General features: G+C 33.7%; 24 protein-coding genes and 1 pseudogene. 9 read left to right on the forward strand and 16 right to left on the reverse strand.

From position 1 onward, the window contains the following. From K8N75_RS02720 to hpt, 10 genes and pseudogenes are all read right to left on the reverse strand, one after another. Window positions 1-437: pseudogene (locus K8N75_RS02720) on the reverse strand (hypothetical protein); the annotation flags it as partial. Window positions 438-460: 23 nt separating this feature from the next. Next, a complete protein-coding gene (pcn, locus tag K8N75_RS02725; protein ID WP_223790599.1) occupies window positions 461-1,195 on the reverse strand; it encodes a proliferating cell nuclear antigen (pcna) in 735 nt (244 codons plus the stop codon). A gap of 15 nt (window positions 1,196-1,210) precedes the next feature. Continuing rightward, complete coding sequence (locus K8N75_RS02730) at window positions 1,211-1,897, reverse strand: DUF308 domain-containing protein (RefSeq protein ID WP_223790600.1); 687 nt, start codon at window positions 1,895-1,897, stop codon at window positions 1,211-1,213. A 56-nt stretch (window positions 1,898-1,953) separates the two neighbouring features. Beyond that, the gene (locus K8N75_RS02735) at window positions 1,954-2,271 is read right to left on the reverse strand and encodes a transcription factor S (protein WP_048191859.1); all 318 of its coding nucleotides are present in this window, start codon (window positions 2,269-2,271) and stop codon (window positions 1,954-1,956) included. Between the two features lie 163 nt (window positions 2,272-2,434). Beyond that, complete coding sequence (locus K8N75_RS02740; protein ID WP_223790966.1) at window positions 2,435-2,842, reverse strand: NUDIX domain-containing protein; 408 nt, start codon at window positions 2,840-2,842, stop codon at window positions 2,435-2,437. A gap of 33 nt (window positions 2,843-2,875) precedes the next feature. Next, the gene (locus K8N75_RS02745; protein ID WP_223790601.1) at window positions 2,876-3,484 is read right to left on the reverse strand and encodes an endonuclease dU; all 609 of its coding nucleotides are present in this window, start codon (window positions 3,482-3,484) and stop codon (window positions 2,876-2,878) included. Further along, window positions 3,468-3,743 (reverse strand): DNA-directed RNA polymerase subunit L, encoded by a 276-nt coding sequence (locus K8N75_RS02750; protein WP_223790602.1) that lies wholly within the window; start codon window positions 3,741-3,743, stop codon window positions 3,468-3,470. The genes K8N75_RS02745 and K8N75_RS02750 overlap by 17 nt, the downstream gene beginning before the upstream one ends. 1 nt (window position 3,744) lies before the next feature. After that, window positions 3,745-4,314 (reverse strand): exosome complex RNA-binding protein Csl4, encoded by a 570-nt coding sequence (locus tag K8N75_RS02755; protein ID WP_048191866.1) that lies wholly within the window; start codon window positions 4,312-4,314, stop codon window positions 3,745-3,747. Window positions 4,315-4,504: 190 nt separating this feature from the next. Continuing rightward, window positions 4,505-5,500: a diphthamide biosynthesis enzyme Dph2 gene (gene dph2, locus K8N75_RS02760; protein ID WP_223790603.1), complete on the reverse strand. Its 996-nt coding sequence runs from the start codon at window positions 5,498-5,500 to the stop codon at window positions 4,505-4,507. A 50-nt stretch (window positions 5,501-5,550) separates the two neighbouring features. After that, the gene (gene hpt / locus K8N75_RS02765) at window positions 5,551-6,126 is read right to left on the reverse strand and encodes a hypoxanthine/guanine phosphoribosyltransferase (protein ID WP_223790604.1); all 576 of its coding nucleotides are present in this window, start codon (window positions 6,124-6,126) and stop codon (window positions 5,551-5,553) included. Window positions 6,127-6,509: 383 nt separating this feature from the next. Between hpt and K8N75_RS02770 the strand changes: the two genes are divergently transcribed. The 9 genes from K8N75_RS02770 to K8N75_RS02810 all read left to right on the forward strand — a co-directional run bounded on the left by K8N75_RS02770 (window position 6,510) and on the right by K8N75_RS02810 (window position 12,784). After that, a complete protein-coding gene (locus tag K8N75_RS02770) occupies window positions 6,510-7,841 on the forward strand; it encodes a signal recognition particle protein Srp54 (RefSeq protein ID WP_223790605.1) in 1,332 nt (443 codons plus the stop codon). 151 nt (window positions 7,842-7,992) lie between these two features. Further along, window positions 7,993-9,216 (forward strand): tRNA pseudouridine(54/55) synthase Pus10, encoded by a 1,224-nt coding sequence (locus K8N75_RS02775; protein ID WP_223790606.1) that lies wholly within the window; start codon window positions 7,993-7,995, stop codon window positions 9,214-9,216. A 288-nt stretch (window positions 9,217-9,504) separates the two neighbouring features. Next, window positions 9,505-9,798 carry a 50S ribosomal protein L21e gene (locus K8N75_RS02780; protein ID WP_048191876.1) on the forward strand — a complete coding sequence of 98 codons (294 nt, stop codon included), beginning with the start codon at window positions 9,505-9,507 and terminating at the stop codon, window positions 9,796-9,798. A gap of 5 nt (window positions 9,799-9,803) precedes the next feature. After that, window positions 9,804-10,136 carry an RNA polymerase Rpb4 family protein gene (locus K8N75_RS02785; RefSeq protein WP_223790607.1) on the forward strand — a complete coding sequence of 111 codons (333 nt, stop codon included), beginning with the start codon at window positions 9,804-9,806 and terminating at the stop codon, window positions 10,134-10,136. 87 nt (window positions 10,137-10,223) lie between these two features. After that, window positions 10,224-10,808 carry a DUF655 domain-containing protein gene (locus tag K8N75_RS02790; protein ID WP_223790608.1) on the forward strand — a complete coding sequence of 195 codons (585 nt, stop codon included), beginning with the start codon at window positions 10,224-10,226 and terminating at the stop codon, window positions 10,806-10,808. A 112-nt stretch (window positions 10,809-10,920) separates the two neighbouring features. Further along, on the forward strand, window positions 10,921-11,757 hold the full coding sequence (gene rsmA, locus K8N75_RS02795) for a 16S rRNA (adenine(1518)-N(6)/adenine(1519)-N(6))-dimethyltransferase RsmA (RefSeq protein ID WP_223790609.1): 837 nt from the start codon (window positions 10,921-10,923) through the stop codon (window positions 11,755-11,757). Between the two features lie 80 nt (window positions 11,758-11,837). Beyond that, complete coding sequence (locus K8N75_RS02800; protein WP_223790610.1) at window positions 11,838-12,017, forward strand: carboxymuconolactone decarboxylase family protein; 180 nt, start codon at window positions 11,838-11,840, stop codon at window positions 12,015-12,017. Then, entirely contained in the window at window positions 12,005-12,145 is a 141-nt protein-coding gene (locus K8N75_RS02805) for a hypothetical protein (protein WP_223790611.1), read from the forward strand. Before K8N75_RS02800 ends, K8N75_RS02805 begins: the two co-directional genes overlap by 13 nt. A 48-nt stretch (window positions 12,146-12,193) precedes the next feature. Then, window positions 12,194-12,784 (forward strand): HemK2/MTQ2 family protein methyltransferase, encoded by a 591-nt coding sequence (locus tag K8N75_RS02810; RefSeq protein WP_223790612.1) that lies wholly within the window; start codon window positions 12,194-12,196, stop codon window positions 12,782-12,784. Between the two features lie 75 nt (window positions 12,785-12,859). On the opposite strand, the gene K8N75_RS02815 is transcribed toward K8N75_RS02810, so the two are convergent. From K8N75_RS02815 to K8N75_RS02840, 6 genes are all read right to left on the reverse strand, one after another. After that, complete coding sequence (locus K8N75_RS02815; protein WP_048191889.1) at window positions 12,860-14,116, reverse strand: Nramp family divalent metal transporter; 1,257 nt, start codon at window positions 14,114-14,116, stop codon at window positions 12,860-12,862. Window positions 14,117-14,125: 9 nt separating this feature from the next. Beyond that, a complete protein-coding gene (locus tag K8N75_RS02820) occupies window positions 14,126-15,367 on the reverse strand; it encodes a magnesium transporter MgtE N-terminal domain-containing protein (protein ID WP_223790613.1) in 1,242 nt (413 codons plus the stop codon). A gap of 38 nt (window positions 15,368-15,405) precedes the next feature. After that, entirely contained in the window at window positions 15,406-15,846 is a 441-nt protein-coding gene (locus K8N75_RS02825; protein ID WP_048191893.1) for an Lrp/AsnC family transcriptional regulator, read from the reverse strand. 253 nt (window positions 15,847-16,099) lie between these two features. Then, the gene (locus K8N75_RS02830) at window positions 16,100-16,759 is read right to left on the reverse strand and encodes a hypothetical protein (protein WP_223790614.1); all 660 of its coding nucleotides are present in this window, start codon (window positions 16,757-16,759) and stop codon (window positions 16,100-16,102) included. After that, window positions 16,728-17,081, reverse strand: coding sequence for a hypothetical protein (locus K8N75_RS02835; protein ID WP_223790615.1), 354 nt, complete (start codon window positions 17,079-17,081; stop codon window positions 16,728-16,730). The genes K8N75_RS02830 and K8N75_RS02835 overlap by 32 nt, the downstream gene beginning before the upstream one ends. A 24-nt stretch (window positions 17,082-17,105) precedes the next feature. Next, window positions 17,106-18,161, reverse strand: a complete 1,056-nt coding sequence (locus tag K8N75_RS02840) for a hypothetical protein (RefSeq protein ID WP_223790616.1) — start codon at window positions 18,159-18,161, stop codon at window positions 17,106-17,108. Between the last annotated feature and the right edge of the window lie 106 nt (window positions 18,162-18,267).

The raw sequence follows: 18,267 nt of genomic DNA on the forward strand, positions 1-18,267 counted from the left end.
ACGGGTTTATCTACGGGTTTGCTATGATTACCATGATTTTTCTGTATATACGACATTAAAGGAGCTGTAAGTTTTCCCCTGTATTTGATGAATGAGTCAACCAATTCTAAATAGAGTCCCTCTTCTTCGGGCGTGGAATTTATTGGAACTGTTATCTGGTTATCATCTTTTGAATCCTTGCTTTTTGATTCTTTAAACAATTGATAAGCCCGTTGTACATTCATAACTGCACTGTTGGCTATTTTATGTTCTCTTCTCTCGCATATTTCTGCCACAATTCTCTGGGCATCCCTCAACAGGTAAGATTCGAAGGAAAATGGATTATCATCTATCTTCCTCATGAGTCTATTGAGGTAATTGGAGACTTCCCCGTAGAAATTATCGCCTACACGAGATAGACCGCTAATACTACGCTCTTTCTTTTGTGTCTCCCTCAATTTTTGGAAAAATTCATCCAACCCTATTCCTCACTTTCTATCCTTGGAGCTAAAAGGAAACTTAGTTCACCCTCTTCTGAAACCATTTTCATGGACAAATTAAGAGGCATATCATTTCCAAGACTTAAAACTGCAGTATCAGAAAATTTATCGGCTTTTAACATCTCTTTTATTTTCTCAAGAGAGAAAACTGACTTTGCATTTTCAGATATTTTCTCACCGTGTAGATATTCTATTTTTGCATCCCCAAATTCTCCCTCAGCAGATGCAATAAACTTGTCCTCATCAACCATTAAAGCAATCTTATCAGAAACTATACCTATATCCTGAATCGAATTTTTAAGTAGGGAAAATGGAATTTCAAATATACTTGGATAATCTAGATCTGGAGGGCTTGGAGCCTCATATTCTATATCTATAAGTCTAATCTTGAAGGTACGTCTTGCTTCATCCTCAAATGTAAGAATCAAATTACCTTCATCAACTGTAAGTTCAACTACATCATCACTTTTTGCCCTCTTAAGAACTTTCATTAGTTCTTCAGTATCTACATTGATCTTCAATGGTTCGTCACAGGAATATATATCAAAAAGCGCTGCTTTGAGCTCTAAATGCACGAATGTGATGTGGGATCTGTCTAATGCATCAAGCCTTAATCCTTCGCTGTCTGCTTTCATTTGAACTTCATCCACAATTGAAGAAATAGCTTCGAAACTTGTTTTTAATACATTTGAATCACTTAAAACCGCTTTGAACATTTTCATCCTCCTTGATTACCTTTTATTTTCTTCAACTATATTATCCTTATTATCCTTATCTATCTTATTACCATTTTCATCTTTAACTTTCTTGGAACCATCATCTGATTCAGACCTTCCCTCTGCAACTTCAAGTTCTGTATGTATTTTGTTGAGGAAAGTTTTATTCAAAATACTCTGAGCAAATGCAGCCACAATTATCAAAATACCCACTAATATTAGAAATGCGGATAGAGTAGCTCCTTCTCCAAATATTACATTATCAGCAACCTTAGTAACTGATGTGGAAATAAGAACCAACCCATAAACAATTAAAAATCCACCAATTAATATTGCAGAGGCTTTAATTATTTTGTCCTTTTTATTTTTCAGTGAATCAATAGAATCGTGACCACTCAAAATATCTGTGATATTGAAATCATGATCTTCACTTTTAACGTTATTTTGAGAAGTTACATCCTTTTTATTAGAATTGTTTGAATACACTTTGAAGGAGTTTTTAGAATCTTTATCTTCTGTTTTTTTATTAGCTGTTATTTCAGGGTCTAGATCATCTGCAATAGTGAACTTCTTGATTTTAGAAATGATTCCCGAAATAGAAGAGCCTTTAGATTCAGGGGATTTGTCATTACCCTTCCCTTCGACATTATCTTTTGAATTTTCCAATTTTTTCTCAGTGTCCTTATCCAAATCCTCCACCAATTTACTATCCCCCTAGATTTATATTTTCATGAATGATTAGTCAATACCCCATATGGTTAGTCATACTCACGCCATGTGCAAGAACACTTGGTACATCTGAAAAACCTTGTTTCAGATTCATCTGCACCACGAGTTTGGATAAGCCACCAAGATGCTTCCTTATTATCACATTTAGGACATTTAACGGTGGTTGTGGGTAGTGTTTGGATATCATCACTTGTAACAATTATGCTATCATTTGTTGATACCTTTTCAGAAATTTCGTATTCCTTTACAGATTCCTTTGTTATCTTTGTTGTGTATTCACAGTTTTTACATTCGAAACAGTCACCTTTAGGAAACATGACTGTACCGCATTTAGGACAAAATTCCATTTATATCCTCCCTATAAAAATTTAATATTGAATTGTAGGATCGAATTATTAAATTAAGTTTTATATATTAGTTAATGCATTATTTGTATTGATCAATCTTGTAAAATATAAATTAATTTTTGTATTCTTTTAAGTTGTTATACTTCGTGATTTATGATATTTACTACTTAATATTCAGCAAGTCAAATGCATCTTCAAGAATTTTTCCATGATCAAATGCCAGATCTATGGTTGAAACTTCGTCTAAACAAAAATATTTAACTTCAGCAGCGTCTGTATCAGCCACAAGCTTTCCGCCGATTTTTTTACCCAAAAAACATATGGAAATAATATGCCCCCTAGGATCTCTTTCAGGATTCGAGTATACTCCTACTATATCTCCTAATGTTACATCAAGACCTGTTTCTTCTTTAGTCTCTCTTATGGCAGCTGACTCAACAGTTTCATCATATTCAACAAACCCACCAGGCAAAGCCCATGATCCCTTGTATGGCGGATTTTTACGCTTTATGAGTGTAACTGATTCTTTATGAATAATCACTGTATCTACAGTTAAAAGAGGATTTTTAATTGGAACACTTCCTTTTGACAGGAATTTCGGATCTTAGGCTCTTCCCTTTGATTCCCCGTTTATGATGCCTGCTGCTATAATGTGTGCAACTCTCAAAGGTTCGGGTATTGCACTTCTTGTGGTTGAAAGTTTAACTATATCTTCTGCATCTTCTCTCTCAATCCCATGTATCTGCATACATACTGATTCAGAATTGTTTACCTTGTAAACTTCTCCTGCTTCAAGAACATTACTCCACCTATCTTCAAAATCTTCAAATCTTTGTAGAGCTTTTTTTATTCGATCAAAATTTGGAGTTCTTCGCATTATCACAATAACAGGTACACCTGTTGATTCAAATATCTGACGGATATTAACTAAGTTGAAACCACCAAATGTGATGCCATCAAGCATGATCACTCCTAGCTGGCCAAGATTTCTTGAATTTTTAACCATCTCGGTTATCTTATTTGTTGCATCTGTGCCGTCACCATGGATATATGTGCTTAAAACACCATCTAACCAGCTACCTGCTCTGAAAACAGTGCCTACCAACAATACTTCATCTTTTGTATGGGAAGGAACTGGCGAATCATCAACGCCCAAAATTCTTATTTCCTTTTTTATTATCCGGAATTTCTTTTTTTCATTTCTTTTTTTCATCTTCAGAAGAGTCTATCAAATCTTTGAATTCATTACACCTTGATTTAACTGTTTCTGCAGCTTTTTTAAGGGATTTCTTCGGATTTTTAGCCTTAACATATAACTTTGGCTCTCCAATAATTGGATGTTCTATAACGTATGCTGCTGCTTCAACATCCTCATCCTCCATAAGTGTCTTTCTTAAAGTGTTGCATAATGAATGAGTTTCTCCAGTTATTTCTATCTCAAGTTCTTTCTTTGTATCCTTTAATACCTTCATTTTATCCCTCATATTTTGAAGAAAGATTTCTTCTTTCTTTATTACCGCAATTTGGACATTCAACTTCGTTTTTGCTTGTTTGCTTCATGTAATGCCTGCATTTTGTGCACATGGCCTTTAAAACACCAAGCTCATCCTCGGCTGTAGTAAGGTCCACATTGTCTATACCTATTATTTTGGTCACCTTTGCCTCAATAAGATCTCCTATCCTGAACTCATCGGTTAATTTGGCTACGTAACCTTTTTGGGCCTGTGATATATGTATTCCTCCTGAAAAGGATGTTACAAGACCTCTGCTATTATCCTTAATACTATCCAATTTAATGAGGGCTCTCTGACCCCTTACATCAGATACCTGCCCAACAACAACCACTCCATTTCTAAGCATAGATGGAGAACTTGTTTTTGGTATTATGGATATTTTCTTGTTTTTATTATCTACTGATACTGTTCCTGCCACAAGGGATCTTATCTTCCCCTCTTCTTCATAGGTCCATTCTGATGGAACAAACTCCTCAGTTACTCCTAAAGCATCCCCCGGCAAAACAAAATCTCCAGATTTGGTTTTCATATATTCACCTCAACTAAAATAAGTGCATAAATTATCCTTGAATTTTGAAATCTACATTTCCATGTGTATAAATGAAATTCATTTTAACTACGATTTGTTGTAGTGACTTACTATTTACCCTTCATATTTATATAACTATATAAGATTTGAATTTTTAAACTCCATTATATTTATGGTTTCTTATTTTATTTTATCTTGTATATTTAATTTCATCTATTTCATAATCTTCCCACTTTCTCCTTTTAAATAATATTTCAAGTTCCTGAGGAGTTAATAATGGTTTTTTATACATTTTTGAATCATCAATAGCAATTCTAGGACAAGCCGTCATTACAAATGCATCCAGTTCCGTGAATGGTAGGAGTAAATTGGGTGATACATCATCAAGGAACAATATGAATCCTTCTTTACCCTCTTCCTTTATCATATTCTTCAAATTCTTTGCAAGCTCCAATCTTGATTGACCTCTCTTTGATGAAACAATTATTCCAAATCTTTCTGCTTCCATTGCCTTTGCTATCCTCGCAGAACGTATCCTCAAGATTCTGTCTGCAAATTCATCTATTTCTCTTGCATCTCCAAGATATGGATCAGCAACAACCACTGGTTTGTGTGTAAAAAGTTTAATACCCAATGCATGGAAATTTCCACTTCCAACGTAAAGAAATGCATCGGCATCAATATCCTTTATGGCAGAAAAGTTGCAACCCAACACCTGCCCTTTAGTTGTGCCTGCACCTTCATTGATTAAAATCTTCTTTCCATTTTGTTCTAGAAAATCTGCAACTTCATCAAGCAGATGTAAATGTTGGGTTGTAGTGACAAGTCCTATTTTATTATAGCCCTCGAGAAAACCCATGGCACTTCCAATGCAACCAAGTAAATCTATATTTGAACGAGCATCAACAAAAATAACAGGTAAATCATAATCAATTGGAAGTGGTCTGTGTCCAAAATGGACAATTACATCAACTGAATCCCCCATATCCACGTCAGCTACATCACAAGCTCCATAACAGGGGTCTGCAGATATTATTACTGTTGCACCGGTTCCTAGTTCAATCTGCTTTGCTACTTTTATTGCATGAACTTTAAGGCCTTCTGGAAACTGTAAACCCACAATATCTGCCTTTAATTCATTTATTTTTTCTATAACATCACCTATATCAAGTTCGTGAATTGACATTTCTTTATCAGTCCTTTAAATGACATTTAATCTAAGAGTAGAATGAATGCTCACTGTGAATCATCCACACTTCCTTCTATTACAACCTTTCCTTCCACCACATTCACTTTTAAAAGGCTTTTAACATTGAATCCTGTTTCATTCTTGACAATATCGTTTCCATTGCCTTTTTCTATAACTGCTACAACATCCACAACCTTCACACCCATCCTTTCCAATGCTTTGAGAACTGCTATCATTGTTCCACCAGTACTCACAACATCATCCACAAGAATTATCCTGTCCCCTTTGTGCAAACCATTTATGTAAAGTTGCCCCTGACTGTAACCTGTAGTTTGATGAACCAGAACTTCCCCTTCCAATCCGTAAACACGTTTTCTTATAACAACAAATGGTATTCCTGTTTTTATTGACAGTGCAGTAGCTATATGTATTCCCATTGCTTCCACACAAACTATTTTATCCACATCCATATTTCCAAATTTTGAAATAGCCTCTGCAGTTTCTTCAAGGATTGAAGGTTCTACCACGGGGATACCATCAGTAATCGGATGAACAAAATAATTATATTCCTTTTTTTTAATTATAGGTGCTTTAATTAAGCTGTTTTTAAGTTTTTCAAGCATTTTATCACCGGATCAAATCTGTAATTTGAATTAAAATTCATTATCATTATAAAAATAATCCCACCATAAACCTTAATTAAAATTTTTTTGAGGTTTAGATCATCCCCCCGGGATTTTTGGAATATTATTATAGATAAATATTTACTACTACTCTTTTTATATCTAAATGAATTTATATTTAACAAGGGGAGTATATGTAAAATATCTATTTTTAGATTCTAAAATTTAAATCTTAAATAAAGATAAATTATCTTAAAAAATATTGAAGTAAATTCAAAAAAATATATTGATTATAATAAAGTACAATAACTTGTAATAATAATCTTTTAATTTAAACATTATAATTGTAAATTTATTAGATTATCATAAAAACTGGTGAGAATATGTTGGGCAATCTAGGAAAAAATCTGACCAAAACAATGAAAAAACTGGCAGGAATGGCCATAATCGATGAAGAAGTTGTGAAAGAGGTCATAAAAGACATTCAAAGGGCCCTTATCCAATCAGATGTCAACATCAAATTAGTTTTAAAACTTTCTAAGACCATTGAAGATCGTTCTTTAAATGAAGAACCTCCAAAGGGCGTTACCCCTAAGGAACACGTTATAAAGATAGTTTACGAGGAACTGGTTAATCTTCTTGGTGCTACAGCCCAGGAAATTGAGATCCATAAAAAACCCTATAAAATCCTTTTCATGGGTTTACAAGGAAGCGGTAAAACCACTACCATTGGTAAACTTACGCGTTACCTGCAGAAAAAAGGTTTTAATCCTGCAATTGTGAGTACCGATACTTGGAGACCTGCAGCGTACGAACAGCTACTACAGCTGACTGAAAGTATGAACGTGCCTGTTTATGGAGACCCCGAAAATACAGATGCATTAGACCTTGCAAAAAAAGGGTTAAAAGAAGCTAAAAAGAACGATGTCATAATAATTGATACTGCAGGACGTCACAAAGAAGAGAAAGATCTTTTAAATGAAATGGAAAGCATTTCTGAAGTAGTTAATCCAGATGAAGTTATAATGGTCATAGATGGGACCATAGGTCAGCAGGCGAGGGACCAGGCTCTGGCATTCAATAAAACAAGTAAAATTGGTTCAATAATTATAACCAAATTGGATGGTTCTGCTAAAGGTGGAGGAGCTCTTTCAGCTGTAGCTGAAATTGGAGCACCAATTAAGTTTATCGGAACGGGTGAACGCGTTGAAGACTTTGAAGCATTTGATCCCGATAGATTCATCTCAAGATTGCTTGGAATGGGAGACATAAGAACTCTACTTGAGCGTGCAGAAGAAATAGCTGAAACAGATGCTGACATGGGATCTGTAGATGCAATGCTCAGCGGTAAATTCACATTGAAAGACATGTACTCTCAATTCGAGATGATGAATAAAATGGGGCCAATGCAGCAAGTAATGAATATGATTCCTGGTGCTGGAGGTAAACTTCCTAAAAATGCTTCTCAGGTAACCGAGGAAAAACTTGCAAAATACAAGGTGTTAATGGATTCCATGACAGAACATGAACTTGAACACCCTGAGGTCATAAAACAATCAAGGGTAAAAAGAATAGCCAGAGGATCTGGTATGAGAAATGAAGATGTGAAAGAACTTCTAAAATATTATAACGTTACCAAAAAAGCAATGAAAGGATTTGGAAAAAGAAAAATGGGCGGTCCACTTGGGCAGATGATGAAACAGATGATGAGATGATAGTTACACAATCTTCCCCTTTAAAAATAAACGTTATTATGACTATATTAATTCTCATTTTATTTTATATTGAAGAATTATAACTAATATAATTCATGACCATTCAATAGTTTATATCAAATTTAAGGATTCAGTTTAGGAAATGGTAAAAATGGAACTTCAAATAGAAGACAAATTAGTTAAAGTTATTAAATTCACCGAAGGAAACATATGCGACAGATGTCTTGGTCGAAACTTCTCCAAAAGCGTTGCAGGTTCTGGAAATCTGGAACGTGGAGAATATCTAAGAAATAAACTGGAAGCCTCTAATCAAAATATCCCAAAGACAGGTTCATGTTACATTTGCAACGATCTTTTTGAAAGTTTGGATAAAATGACCAATAATGTAGTTGAAGTTCTTAAGGACAAACAAATTCATTTTTCCAATTTCTTGGTAGGTAGTCGGGTTGATTCTGAAATACTTAAGAGAGAAGAGCAGATACACAAAACATTTGATATTGATGTAGAGAATATAAAAAAAGAAATAAACAGGGAAATAGGTAAAGAACTTTCATTAAGGCTTTCCAAAGAGGTTGAATTTGACAATCCCAATGTGGTTTTGATGGTAGATTTCAAAACAGGCAAAGTAGATATCCAAATAAATCCAATTTTCATAGAAAGCCGTTACCGAAAGCTTATAAGAGGAATTCCCCAAACAAAATGGCCATGCAATAAATGTAAGGGGAAAGGTTGTGAAAAATGCAATTACACCGGTAAAATGTATGCTGAAACAGTTGAAGAACTGATTTCAGAAGATGCAATCAAAGCAGCAAAGGGAGCAAGCGCTAAATTTCATGGGGCCGGTCGTGAAGACATCGACGTTAAAATGTTAGGTAAGGGAAGGACTTTTGTCCTTGAAATCAAAGAACCCAAAATCCGTGATATAGATCTAAAAAAACTCGTGGAAACAGTTAATAAACATGCAATGGGCAAAGTAGAAATTTCAGAAATGAAGTTTGTTGCCAAAAACAGACGGGCAGTTATAAAAGAATCCTCAAGAGATACTTATAAAATCTACAAGGCAACAGTAGAACTTGAAAATGAAGTGGATAACTCGCTTTTAGATTCACTGAAATCCATGAAAATAATAAACCAACGTACACCCATAAGAGTATCACATAGACGTGCAGATAAAATAAGAACCCGTGAGATTAGGCAATTGGAATATACAAAGGTCGATTCAAAATTATTAGAGCTTGTAATAGAATGTGAAGGTGGCCTTTACATCAAAGAACTCATATCCAGTGATGAAAACAGGAGCCAACCCAGTGTAGCAGGAATGCTTAAAACAGGTGCAAGATGCGTGCAACTAGATGTCCTAGATGTGAACATTTAAAGTAGTGGAATGGATAATATTATATAGTTAAAAAAAATCAAAATATATATCTATATCCCATTGCAAATTAAACATTCAGCATACAAAATTTGAGTAACTAACTAATCTGTTTAATTTCAATTAGTCTTCAAACGAATTTTATCATCAAATAATAAAACAGTTTAACTTTTAGACTAGAATTGAGGATATTAAATTTATGATAGTGATAAAACCAATTATTGGTTTATATTATAAAGGTGATTAAATTCATCTTACAGCAGGCCCTTAAGGGTTTTGGAGGTTTTAAATATGGTAAAGAGATCAAAAGGTTCAAGAAGTAAAACACGTTACAAACTTAGAAAGACTATAAGAGCAGGTAGAACAAACCCTATAACCAAAAAAATACAAACCTTCGATGAAAGTGATTTAGTTCACATAATAATCGATCCAAGTATTCACAAAGGTCAACCACATCCACGTTTCCATGGGAAAACTGGTAAAGTTGAAGATAAAAGGGGAAAAGCTTACATAGTAGAAATAAATGATGGTAATAAAGCTAAAAAATTAATAATCAGACCAGAACATCTTAAAATGCAAGAGTGATTTTAATGATTGGAAAAAAAGTCATTGAAACAGACCCCATCACAATTGCAGACGCCAAAGAAATGCTTGAAGAAAGTTCTGAGTCCTATGAGCCAACTTATGAACAGAACCTTGCAATGGATCATGTTACTAAGTTTTCAAAACTAGATGTTGAATCTGCTCAAAAGCTCGTTAACGAGCTTAAAGAAATTATAAAAATAACACAGGCCATAAAAATTGCAGATGTCATGCCGGTGGATCTTGCAGATCTGAGACTGATGTTTGCAAAAGAAAGGGGTTCACACAAAAAAGAAGAATTAGAACAGATATTAGAGATAGTGAACAAGTACCGAAAATAATTAATTTCCCAATCTTGGAATTTTTTGAGTACTAGTAAATTGGGACCCACGGGTCTTGAGATATATAATACCATCCGGGTGGTTTTGATGGAAGATCATGCAATTATCCTTGATTATCTTCCTTTAGGTTATGTTAAGGAAGGTGCACCTTCATTTAAAAGAAAACCCATAGCGCAAGCTGTAGGAACAGAAGAATTTACTCTCCTAGAACTCATTCCAAAGGAGAGGGTTCAGCTAGACATACATGAAAGAGTTTATATTGGTCCAGGTAAGAGAGATGAGATAGCTCGTGTAAACAGTAGGTTAAAGTATGATAAACTTACAGCAACTGCTAAAATAGAACTTGATTATGTTATCGAGGAAATCATAAAAGAAAAAGAGGAAAAATTTGTTGAATTTTTCAATGATGCAGGCCCCATTTCAACTAGATTACACCAGCTAGAATTACTACCTGGAATCGGTAAAAAACATATGTGGGACATTATAAATGCCAGAAAACAAGCCAAATTCTCTAGCTTTGAGGATATAAAAAATCGTGTCACTATGCTTGCAGAACCTGTTAAACTCATTGCAAAACGTGTTCATCTAGAACTGGAAGCAGGAGAAGACAGAAAGGGTAAGATGAAGTATATTCTATTTACTAGACCCCCAAAACCAAAAAAACCAAAGTGAAATACCTTTTTTTTATTTCTCTAAACTATAGACTTTTTTATTTGTATTTCCAATATCACTCAGCTAAATATCATTGCTATATTCAATCTCTTTTTAGGAGTTAATTGTTCTCATGTTGTCCGAAACCCTCAAAATATTAAATAAAGAAGGTATAAAACTCGATAAAAGGAAGGGTCAGAACTATCTTATAGATAACAAGGTACTTTCACAAATTATCCAAAGTGCAGAACTCTCAATTAATGACACAGTACTTGAAATTGGTGCAGGAATAGGTACTTTAACTATTCCTCTTGCAAAAAATGCAGGAAAAGTTATTGCTATAGAACAAGACAAAAGAATAGCTGCAATTTTAATTAAAAGACTTGATAAACTTAACATTTCAAATGTTGATGTCATTGTGGGTGACGCAACTAAATTAGATTTTCCAAAGTTCAACAAAGTGGTATCAAACCTGCCATATAAAATCTCATCACCCATAACATTCAAGATCCTTGAAAAGAAATTTGATTCAGCAATTCTCATGTACCAACTAGAATTCGCTGAGCGTATGATAGCAAAGTCAGGTGATTCAAATTATTCTAGACTATCTGTTATGATGCACTTCTATGCAGAAGTTGAAATGCTTTTTAATGTTTCAAAAGATGTATTTTTCCCAAAACCCAAGATATCATCAGCAGTGATCAAATTAACACCTAAGAATAAAGTGGAATTTAATGAATTATTTTTAAAGGTAACAAGAGCATTGTTTCAACACAAACGAAAAAAAGTTAGAAATGCTCTTATGGACTCTTTCCATGAAATTAATGATCTGGATAAGAATGAACGAAAAATTATAATATCAAAATTAGATCAAAACATTATGGATAAAAGAGTAATTATGATAGAACCCGACAGCATTCTAAAATTATCAAAAGAGCTTGAAAAGTTATTAAAAGAATATTATAACTAAATTAACCCTGATTACATAATAAATTTCTATTAAATGATAAATTGATATGTTAGCTGAAATAATTCTTAATTGTTGATTAAATGAAAAAATCCCCATATGAAATTTTTCTAATGGAATGTCCAGAACTTGCAGCTAAATTCAATGAATTAGTACAGGTTCAACGTTCAATTAAAGGTCTTGATCAAAAAACAAAACAGTTGATAAACATAGCTATCCAAACAGCTAACAAAATCCCACAGGGGTTAAAATGCATGCAATGATGGCCAGAACAGAAGGTATAAAAAGAGAAGAAGTAATAAATGCTGTTACAATGAATCTTCATCTTTCTGGTCTTTCAAATGTCCTTGAATGTCTTCCATCAGCCATTGAAGGTTACGATGGCAAGTAGCCCCTGCTTTTTTAAAATAGTTTCTAAATTTTTAAAGTTGGATTTACTATGATTAAATATCAAGGAATGGAATTTCAAACCTGTAATAATGTTTATGAGCCTGCAGAAGATACATTTCTGCTTGGTGATAATCTTATGGTCCGAAAATCTGATAGTGTTCTTGAAATTGGTACTGGAACTGGAATCATTGCAATACTAGCTTCTAAAAAAGCTCAAAGTGTAACAGCTATCGATATCAATAAGTATGCAGTTGAATGTGCCAGTAGCAACGCTGAAAGCAATGCTGCTAATGTTGATATAAGATTAGGGGATCTTTTTGAACCAGTTATAGATGAGAAATTTGACCTGATATTATTCAATACACCTTACCTTCCAACAAGCGAAGAAGAATTTGTTGATGATGATCTTGAAGCTGCTTGGAATGGTGGGGAAGATGGTAGGTCCGTTATAAATCGTTTCATTAAAGATTTACCATTACATTTAAATCCATGTGGGCGTGTTCAGCTAGTGCAATCTTCATTGTCTGATGTGGAGGAAACTGTTGCAATGTTGATGGATCTTGGTTTTGAAGTATCCATATCTGCAAGGGAAAGATTCTTCTTTGAAGAAATAGTTGTTTTAACTGGACAGCTCATCTAAAATAACTCAAAAATCTTTATTATTTTACAAAAAAAGATCAAATAAATTAAAATTAATATTTTTTTAGATTTATTTTCACAGTAGCAAAGTAGCTATAAGACCAATACTCAGCACCATCACAATAACAACTGTTGCAATGGCGATGAAGTTGAATAGCTTTGAGTTTACATATTCTCCCATAACCCTCTTATCGTTGATAATAAGCAACATCAATATGAGTACAAATGGTAATAGCAAACCATTTGCAACTTGTGAGAGGAATAAGATTGTGAGAAGTGGTACACTAGGAATTAATATTATAATCACTGCAAGTATTATAAGTCCAAGATACAAACCATGAAAAACTGGAGCTTCTCTAAATCCCTTGGAAACTCCAGCTTCGAAGCCTAAACTTTCACATATATAATATGCTGTTGAGAGAGGTAGAATGCTTGCTGCAAAGAGTGAAGCGTTTAAAAACCCAAATGCAAATAATATACTGGCATATTGGCCAGCAAGGGGCACTAATGCATTTGAAACATCTGCTACATTATTGACTTGTATCCCATTTGTGTGGATTGTTGCTGCACATGCTAATACAATGAAAAATGCAACTATATTCACAACTATTGCACCAAAGATCGCGTCAACTTTCGAATACTTCAAATTTTTCAGACTGATTCCCTTTTCAACAACAGAAGATTGTATGTAAAACATCATCCATGGTGCTATTGTTGTTCCAACCATTCCGATTACCATAGTAATATAAGCTGTACTTAGGCTTATTTGAGGTACAATAACACTCTTTGCAGCAAGTCCCCAGTCAGGTTGTGCAAGAAATCCTGCAACAATATATGATAAGTAAAGAGAGGAAGCGAGTAAAAATACTTTTTCCACACTCTTGTAAGTTCCTTTAACTACCAACAACCAAACAAATAGTGCTGCAGCTGGTAAAGCAACGAGTCGTGGTACTCCAAATATTCCTGCACTAACTGCAATACCTGAGAACTCTGCTAGTACATTTCCAAAGTTGGCAAGTAAAAGTGCAATCATCATCAAAAAAGTAAATTTAATACCCACCTTCTCGCGTATAAGATCAGCAAGACCTTTTCCAGATACTATGCCCATTCTAACACCCATTTCCTGTATAACAGCCAGAGCTATTATCATTGGAATGAACGTCCACAGAAGATTGTATCCAAATTGAGCACCTGCTAGGGAGTATGTAGTTATTCCACCGGCGTCGTTGTCAACATTTGCTGTGATTATTCCTGGACCCATTACAGAGAGGAATATTATAAAACTTAAAAAAGCAGGGTTTTTAAAAACCCTACGGAAGATTGTAAAATCCATTAAAAAACCTCATCTTCCAAACATTCTTGGAACTCTTTTCTTCCACGCAGTAGGTAAAACAATATCAATGGCATCATCTACAGTGATAATACCCCTCAATTTAGTTTCCTCCTCGACAACGGGTAAAGCAATCAAATTATATTTGGCAATTTTCTGAGCAACCTCATGCTGATCTTCCATCACATCAGCTTTTATTATGTGGGTATGCATGATCTCTGAAACATTTCGATTAGATTCTGAAAGTAGAAGATCCCTAAGCGAGATTACACCCACAAGATCTCCTCTTTTCGATATAACATAAACATAGTATATAGTTTCAACATCTTCTGCCATATGCCTCAATGAATTTAAAACCGCCCTTACAGTTAAATCCTGATCAACATAGGCAAATTCTGTTGTCATGATTCCACCTGCTGTGTTCTCGGGATACTTTAACAACTTCCTAAGATCATCAGATTCTTCTGGCTCCATTAAATCTAAGAGTTCTTCAGCTTTTTCTTCAGGCAAATCAGCTAAAACATCTGCTGCATCATCTGGAGACATTTCATCTAGAATTTCAGCCGCTCGTTGGCTATCCATGCCCTCTAAAAGTGAAACTTGTCTTTCTGGAGAAACTTCCTCAAGAGTGTCTGCAGCAGATTCATCGTCTAAAGATGTTAAAATATTCAAAGATTCATTTAATCCCAATTGATCTACAATTTCCGCCATATCTGCAGGGTGGAGCTTTTTTATTTTCTGTTTAGGCACCTTCAATTTGACATTGGAATAATCACTTCCCAATGGATCAATATCCTTCCATGAGATGAGATCCTCATTTGAAGTTATTCCAAGTGGTTTTGCTATTCTATTAAGACTTAACCTTCTTAAAATACCATTAACACCAATATCAACACCAATAACATGAAAGTGACCATTAGTTGGAGATATTTTTATGTCGTTGACTCTTCTGATCTTTTTGCCTTCAATGTCAACCACTTGCCTGTCCATCACATCTTTTAAAAGGATAATATCATGTTTTTGAATTTTATAGGGCTTAATATCTTCTAATGAATATTTAAGTTTTATTTCTTTACCTAAACCTCCAATATATCTCCACGAAACATTTATTGTCTCTTTGCCTGTTATACTAATTTTTAAAGCTTTAATAATTGGATATGAATGGTCCGATGATACTATAACATCCTTTAATTTTCCTATTCTTTCTCCTGTTGGAGATATCACTGGTTTTTTGATGAAATCACTTAGATACAAGTTCTCACCTCCTTAAATTTTGTGGATCTTAATTTTGATTATATTGGTGGAATTACTCCCTCTTTAACACGCTCCATAACGATCATTTCAGTCAGATCTTCAACACCATCAACAGACCTGACTTTACTGTTCATAATTTCATTGAGCTCTTCTATACTATGCGCCCATACCTTGATGAGTATATCATATTCACCTGATACACTGTACACTTCAGATACTTCTTCAAGCTTTGAAAGCTCATTTTTAACATTTTCATGTTTTTCCGACTCAGTTTGTATGATAATAATTGCAGTTACCTTCAAACCCATTTCATCAGGGTCAACTAAGAGAGTATACTGTTTGATCACACTTTTCTCCAACTTTTTAAGTCGGTTGGATATGGTTGCGTCCGGAACATTTATCTCTTTAGACATTTGGGAGAGAGTTATTCTAGAATTCCTGACCAAGGAACGAATTATTTCAGAGTCTATATCGTCCATTTCAAATTCACCACAAATTTATTTATGAATTTAGTATATTACTACTACACATATAAACGTTAGGGAAGATTACCAAAAATCTTTCAATATACTGGAAAATTACCCATATTTTGCTATATAACTGAGAATATAAATTATAATCATTATGGAGTAAACAGTGTTAACACTCTCCACTTGTTAAATCCCCTGAAATTTGATTACTAACTCTTAAAAAAAATATTATTAAATTCAAATTTTTGTATCTTATGAATATCTACATCCATATCTTCAAAACAAAAAATGCGGGCTGAGGTTTAAGATGGTTAATCTTAACATCCTCAGGAGGAGTGCCCTTAGTTACACCAACAAGATAAGTATTAAAATATTTTTCCTTATCTCCACTTGTGAAAATATGCAGTACAAACGTTTCTTTACTTTTATTTTTTGAAAGATCTGAAATAATAGAATTTATATTTATAGGTTTTGAAGTAAATTTATGGGCGTTCAGAATCTTATTATCTGGAGTATCAATTATCCATGTAGAATAGTCGGTATAATTTTCATTCAAAATATTAGAATCTGTCAATAAATAAAAGTCTTTTGAATTAATATCTTCCATGTTAATGGTGAATGGTGCACATATCCATCCTGATTTGCTTTTATTGAAATCCGGCCTCTTATGATCGTGCTCCCCCATATTCATATGGGTACACTTATACCCTGATTCACTATTCTCATTGTAAATATCTGGTTTTATACTTAGATAAATATCCATAAGTTCGTAATCATATAGAATAGTTCTATTAACAACTGTTATGTCCCCAATATTGTTAGGGGGAGTTTGATTTTGTACTACAAAGATTGGAATTGATGGATCAGTTGGATAGATCATCAAATTATAACTAGTTGATTCCGGCAGCATTCTGGTTAGCATTTCTAGGTTCTTTTTTAAGACGGGATATTTTCCTCATACTTAAAGTATTTCTAACCACCCCTTTTCCAATTTCATATTTTGCTAATCCCGGAGTAATGCGTGTGCCGTATTTGATTTCCTCCCAGTTTTCAGGAGAACCTGGTGTATTTATCAAAATATCGGCTGCATCATTCGCAATTCTATCGAGAGAAGTTTCAGTAGAATAATCATATATTTTGTTTCCTGCAATGTCCATTGCATCAGCTGAGATTCCTATTATTACGGTTAGTAAGATCAATGCAAACATGGCATCTATTGTAAATGCTTGACCTCTTCGATCCATAAACATCCCCTTAATGTTGGTTGCTTAATTTTCTTTATTTGAAATTTGATTCTCTGAAAATGTCTCGATATTTGATATTCCATATTTAGTTCTGTGTCCATTATCCAGAAATATTCTAAAATAAAGATTAAATGTAGAATAATATTCCACTGCTTCTCCATTATAGATTCCATTCAGATCATCGTTAAATAATACATGATCTATAGAGCATGGAGCAGTTGAAACACTTTTGTTAGTTCCTGCAGGTACTATGAACGTTTCTAATCCATAGTGGCTACATATAGCCTTTCCTTCCAATCTACATAAAAAACATGCCCCATCATTGCTTTCATGATAATAACCATTTTCGATGCAATTTTTAAGAGTCTGTAATTTATTGGAATTTCCATGGGATATGTAAGGATCGAATGGACATTTCTTTATGTATAACCCAGAACTCGAGTTTTCATACATTGTATAATTTTTAACACCTTTTTTATTCAAATAATTAGATAGTGTTGATCCATAGGTTATCCTTCCCATATTAACTTTCAAACCACCATAATTTTTACATTTGATAAATGGTAAAGGGTCTGGTATTTCATTGTATTCATGAGTTTCTTCTGAAAAGATTTTAGTTGGTTTTAAACCTATTATAGGTACTTTTTGAATGATGTTTCGGTTATATGAAATATTATCCTTTTGGACCGAAATAGTTGAATTTATTTCTACTTCAAATGGATCAGAGGAAGAATCTACAGACAAAATGTTACATTGGATATTTATACCGGTATTGTTCTGATATTCACTAATTAAATCATTTATTTTGGTTTGTATACGATTTTTAATTACTCCCCTGCTATTTGAAACAGGATTACCGGTTTGAACAACATTTTCAGTAGTTTCTTTTATAGTTTGCCGGGTTAAAATTGGAATATTCCTTTCAACATCCCCAGAAATATGAAATGTAGTGTCTGTGGTCATCATTATATTTGAGGAATCATCTAAATTTATCATGTTTACTAACACAATTAAGAGAATTATCGAAGGTATTATTAGCAAAAATGCTAAACCACTCATTACAAAACCTTTATTATCCATCTCATCACATTCATAATACTAATTATGGTATTAATATTATCTAAGTTTTCTTAAATATAAAGTTCGCTATGAGGTTGTAAAATTATACTTCAACTCATTCTAATAA

The sequence above is a fragment of the Methanobacterium spitsbergense genome, assembly GCF_019931065.1.
GTDB classification, from domain to species: Archaea; Methanobacteriota; Methanobacteria; order Methanobacteriales; family Methanobacteriaceae; genus Methanobacterium_B; species Methanobacterium_B spitsbergense.